This is a genomic window from Ferruginibacter sp., from assembly GCF_031430955.1.
Taxonomy (GTDB): domain Bacteria; phylum Bacteroidota; class Bacteroidia; order Chitinophagales; family Chitinophagaceae; genus Ferruginibacter.
The window spans coordinates 1-4,762 of the sequence record NZ_JANPCM010000051.1 but is presented as its reverse complement, the minus strand read 5'-3'; the positions used below and the strand labels follow the sequence as shown (position 1 = coordinate 4,762).

Annotated in this window: 6 protein-coding genes; all 6 read left to right on the top strand. The window is 37.5% G+C overall.

What is annotated here, in order from left to right; genetic code table 11:
• Positions 1 to 243, top strand: a 243-nt coding sequence (locus ACY65O_RS01470) for an NADH-quinone oxidoreductase subunit D-related protein (protein WP_462219073.1), incomplete at its 5' end; no start/stop codon positions are given.
• Between the two features lie 469 nt (positions 244 to 712).
• On the top strand, positions 713 to 1,747 hold the full coding sequence (nuoH, locus tag ACY65O_RS01465; RefSeq protein ID WP_462219072.1) for an NADH-quinone oxidoreductase subunit NuoH: 1,035 nt from the start codon (positions 713 to 715) through the stop codon (positions 1,745 to 1,747).
• A 125-nt stretch (positions 1,748 to 1,872) separates the two neighbouring features.
• Positions 1,873 to 2,349 carry a 4Fe-4S binding protein gene (locus ACY65O_RS01460; RefSeq protein WP_462219071.1) on the top strand — a complete coding sequence of 159 codons (477 nt, stop codon included), beginning with the start codon at positions 1,873 to 1,875 and terminating at the stop codon, positions 2,347 to 2,349.
• A 174-nt stretch (positions 2,350 to 2,523) separates the two neighbouring features.
• Positions 2,524 to 3,042, top strand: coding sequence for an NADH-quinone oxidoreductase subunit J family protein (locus ACY65O_RS01455; protein ID WP_462219070.1), 519 nt, complete (start codon positions 2,524 to 2,526; stop codon positions 3,040 to 3,042).
• Positions 3,042 to 3,353 carry an NADH-quinone oxidoreductase subunit NuoK gene (gene nuoK / locus ACY65O_RS01450; RefSeq protein ID WP_462219069.1) on the top strand — a complete coding sequence of 104 codons (312 nt, stop codon included), beginning with the start codon at positions 3,042 to 3,044 and terminating at the stop codon, positions 3,351 to 3,353. Before ACY65O_RS01455 ends, nuoK begins: the two co-directional genes overlap by 1 nt.
• A 182-nt stretch (positions 3,354 to 3,535) precedes the next feature.
• Positions 3,536 to 4,762: NADH-quinone oxidoreductase subunit 5 family protein (locus tag ACY65O_RS01445; protein WP_462219068.1), on the top strand; the 1,227-nt coding region annotated here is incomplete at its 3' end.

Below are 4,762 nucleotides of genomic sequence, written 5' to 3'. Positions count from 1 at the left end.
AAAACAAAAGCCGTATTAAAATTACCCAAAGGAGAATTTTATCAACGAGTGGAAACAGCAAGAGGAGAATTTGGTGTCTATATTGTTAGTGACGGCGGCACCACACCTTACAGAATTAAATTTCGTTCACCGGGATTTTCTAATCTTTCTGCATTAGATCATATGGCAAGAGGAAGTAAGCTGGGTGATTTGGTAGCGATGATGGGTACACTGGATTTGGTGATACCGGATATAGATCGGTAGCCCCTCTTATCCTTCCGCCAGTTGGCGGAGAGGGAAATGGAGTAGAAACCCCTATCCCATAAAGGGAGAAATGGAGAAGATGGTAGCAAGTTTCACCTCACCTATCCTCTCCTTTAGGAGAGGGAAGCGGAGAAGATAGTAGCGAAGATTATGCAGGAAAATAATGAAATAAAATAGCTCCGCAGGAGCTTAAGGTGGGTAGAAAAAGTAAAATGTTTTTCAACGTGCCGTAGGGAAGTCAGGTGCTTTTGCAAAACATAATTAAAGTTCAATAAAGATGTATGGCACAAGAGTGTCTCGCCTTAGGCCAGACCAATGAAGTAAAATAGAATTAATAAAGCACGGCTAAAAAAAATATTTTTTAATTAAAATTTCTACGATAAAAAGTGGAGACGTCAAATAACTCCCCTTTAGGGGATGGGGGAAAATGCTAAGCTTATCTAACATAACAAAATCAATTGATCAATGGTTGAACGAACAATTCAGCTCCACCTGGGCATTGGTGTTTGAAATGGTTATTGCAGGTGTGTGTGTGATAAGCCTGTTTGCTATTTTAGGATTGGTGTTGGTAATTATGGAAAGAAAAGTGAGTGCATGGATGCAAATAAGGTTAGGGCCAAACCGTGTGGGGCCAAAAGGTTTGTTACAATCGTTTGCGGATACACTAAAATTATTAACTAAAGAAGGATTGACACCCAACGGCGCTGATAAATTTTTATTTAACCTGGCGCCATTTATTGCTATGATAGTGGCCATGTTGTTAATGGCACCCATTGCATTTGCAAGTAATTTTCAATTGTGGGATTTAAATATTGGCGTGTTGTATGTATCGGCGGTGTCGTCTATTTCGGTAATCAGTATTTTAATGGCAGGCTGGGCAAGCAATAATAAATATTCGCTGATGGGTGCTATGCGTAGCGGAGCACAAATTGTAAGTTACGAATTGAGTGCAGGGCTTTCTATTTTATCCATTGTAGTTTTAACAGGCAGTTTAAATTTAAACCACATCATTCAATCGCAAGCCAATGGCTGGTGGTTATTTAAAGGACATATCCCTGTAATAATTGCTTTTGTTATTTTTTTAATCGCAGTAACGGCAGAGACTAACCGGGCACCTTTTGATCTGGCCGAAGCAGAAAGTGAATTAACAGCAGGCTTCCATACTGAATACAGCGGAATGAAGTTTGCCTTATTTTTTTTAGCGGAGTATGTGAACGTTTTTATTGTTTGTGCCATTGGTGCTACATTGTTTTTAGGAGGCTGGATGCCTTTTCATATTGGCAACTGGCAGGGCTTTAATCATGTGATGGATTATATTCCGTCAAGCATTTGGTTTATGGGCAAAACGTTTTTTTTAATTTTTGTCATTATGTGGTTCCGCTGGACTTTTCCGAGATTACGTATTGACCAGTTATTAAATTTAGAATGGAAATATTTGTTGCCAATTAGTATGTTTAATATTTTGTTGATAACAGTGATGGCGATATTGGGGTGGCATTTTTAACCCCCATCCCCTAAAGGGGGGAATGGAGGAGATGGTAGCGAAGATTGATGTATTATTAATCTAATAAAAATGAGAATAAAATTTATTCATAAAAAATAATCAATTCTCCTTTAGGGGATAGGAGTATGTTTATAAAAAACTACATAAAAGAAGTTTACGGTGCAGTAAAATCTATGCTGGTGGGTATGCGTCGTACGGGCTATTATTTTACCCATCATAAAGAAATTATAACCGAACAATATCCCGATAACAGGGATACATTGAATTTACCAGAACGTTTTAAAGGTGAAGTGGTAATGCCGCATGATGAAAAAAATGAACACCGCTGTACGGGTTGCCAGGCTTGTGAGCTGGCTTGTCCGAATGGAACTATAAAAGTGATTTTTAAAAATGAAGTCACGCCGGAAGGCAAAAAGAAAAAAGCAATTGACAAATTAGTGTATCATTTAGAATTGTGTACTATGTGTAACTTATGTGTGGTAGCTTGTCCGTCGGATGCGATTGTGATGGCGCAAACTTTTGAACACAGTGTTTTTGACAGGGCGGAGTTGACGAAAATTTTGAATAATCCCGGATCGAAGATTATGGATGGAGTAGAATAAAAGCCCATCCTATCCTTCCCATAGGGAAAAGAAAAGAAGAAGATTGAAATGAAGATAAACGAATACTATAAAGCTGAACAGAAATTTTATGTTGAAATGCTTAATTACTAATGTTTAAAAATTAACTTATGCCCGTACTCCCTCTCTACAGGAGAGGGAACGAGGGAGAGGCTTATGAGCGGATCTACAATTATATTTTATTTACTGGCAGCGCTTACTTTAGGCAGTGCATTGCTTGCCGTTACTACAAGGCAGATATTCCGTGCGGCTATTTATTTATTGTTTGCTTTAATTGGTATTGCAGGTTTTTACTTTTGGTTGCAATATGAATTTATTGCTGCGGTGCAAATTGTAGTGTACGTTGGTGGTATTGTTGTGCTCATCATCTTTTCTATTTTTTTAACACAGCAGGCTGGAGAAAAAATGCCGCAACAGAAATTGGGCAGGCAATTGTTTGCAGCATTGGCTGCTTTTTGCGGACTGGCATTGGTAATGGTGCAATTATATCAGCATAAATTTATTGGCACTACTGCAACTGCTGTTGAACCAAGTGTAGAAAATATTGGAAACCAAATGCTGGGCACCGATGTTGGTGGCTATGCATTACCTTTTGAATTAGTAAGTATTTTATTATTAGCAGCTTTAATTGGATCAATAGTTATTGCATTACGAACTAAAACTGAAACCAACTGATGCATCCCGGATTAAACGAAATATTATTCATCAGCACTGCACTATTTTTTATTGGTGCATACGGTTTTTTTACAAGAAGAAATTTGGTAACGATGCTGATGAGTATTGAATTAATATTGAACAGTGTTAACCTGAATTTTATTGCTTTCAATAAATATTTGTGGCCCAATAAAATGGATGGTTTATTTTTTACCATTTTTATTATTGCCATTGCTGCTGCTGAAGCTGCCGTTGCTATTGCGATAATAATAAATTTATACAGAAGCCATAGATCGATTGATGTGGAGGGTGCGGAGGAGATGAAGTATTAGGTGCACAGCCCTTCCTATTCTCCCCCAAGGGGAGGGAAATGGAGAAGATTGAAACGAAGATGAATGTAATTTATTAAAGTTGAAAAAAGATTTAGTGTTGAAATGCTTAATTACAAATCTTAATTAAAAACTAAAAGCCTGGCCTCCCTCTTTTTTGGAGAGGGAACGAGGGTGAGGTCATAATGCCAAACAATTTTTACATAGCACTTATTCCATTACTGCCACTGGCAGGTTTTTTATTGTTGGGATTATTTGGACGAAAATATTTTAAAAACACTTCGGGCATTATTGCAACGGCGTTTATGTTGGTGTCAACAGTTTTGGCAATTTATGTGGCTTATGAATATTTTTCAAATTACAGTGCAGGTAATTATCCAAGAGTAATTGCATTTAAATATACCTGGCTACAATTTTCTGAAAATTTGTCAATTGATATGGGAGTACTGTTAGATCCCATTTCAATGATGATGATTGTAGTGGTAACTTTTATTTCTTTGATGGTGCATATTTACAGTTTGGGGTACATGAAAGCTGATGAACGCTTTGCTACTTACTATGCATTTTTAGGATTGTTTACATTTTCTATGTTAGGTTTAGTGGTGGCTTCCAACATTTTTCAAATGTATATTTTTTGGGAACTGGTGGGCTTGTCTTCTTTTTTATTGATTGGTTATTATTATGATAAACCTGCTGCCGTTGCTGCCTGTAAAAAAGCATTTATTGTAACACGTTTTGCAGATGTGGGTTTTTTAATTGGCATTTTAATATTGTCTTTTTATTCAGGCACATTAGATTTTAATACTTTAATTGCAAACTTAACTTCCCCGGAATCCACGGTATTAAAAAATATTTTATCCGCATCTTTCCTTGGTATATCTGCATTAACCTGGGGATTAGTTTTAGTTTTTATTGGCGGCGCCGGTAAAAGTGCCATGTTCCCTTTACATATTTGGTTGCCCGATGCAATGGAAGGCCCCACTCCTGTTTCGGCCTTAATACATGCCGCAACAATGGTAGTGGCGGGAGTTTTTTTAGTAGCAAGATTATTTCCTGTGTTTGCAATTGCTGCTCCGGGTGCATTAGAGATTGTTGGTTATGCAGGTGCATTCTCTGCATTGTTTGCAGCCATTATTGCCTGCACACAAACTGATATAAAAAGAGTACTGGCTTATTCCACCATGAGCCAGATTGGTTATATGATGTTTGCATTAGGTGTTTCAAAATATGGTGGCGAAGATGGATTGGGGTACACCGCATCCATGTTTCATTTGTTTACACACGCCATGTTTAAAGCGTTATTATTTTTAGGGGCCGGAGCAGTTATACATTATGTACACAGCAACGAAATGAAAGACATGGGTGGCTTGCGAAAATATTTACCCATTACCCATATCACTTTTTTAATTGCC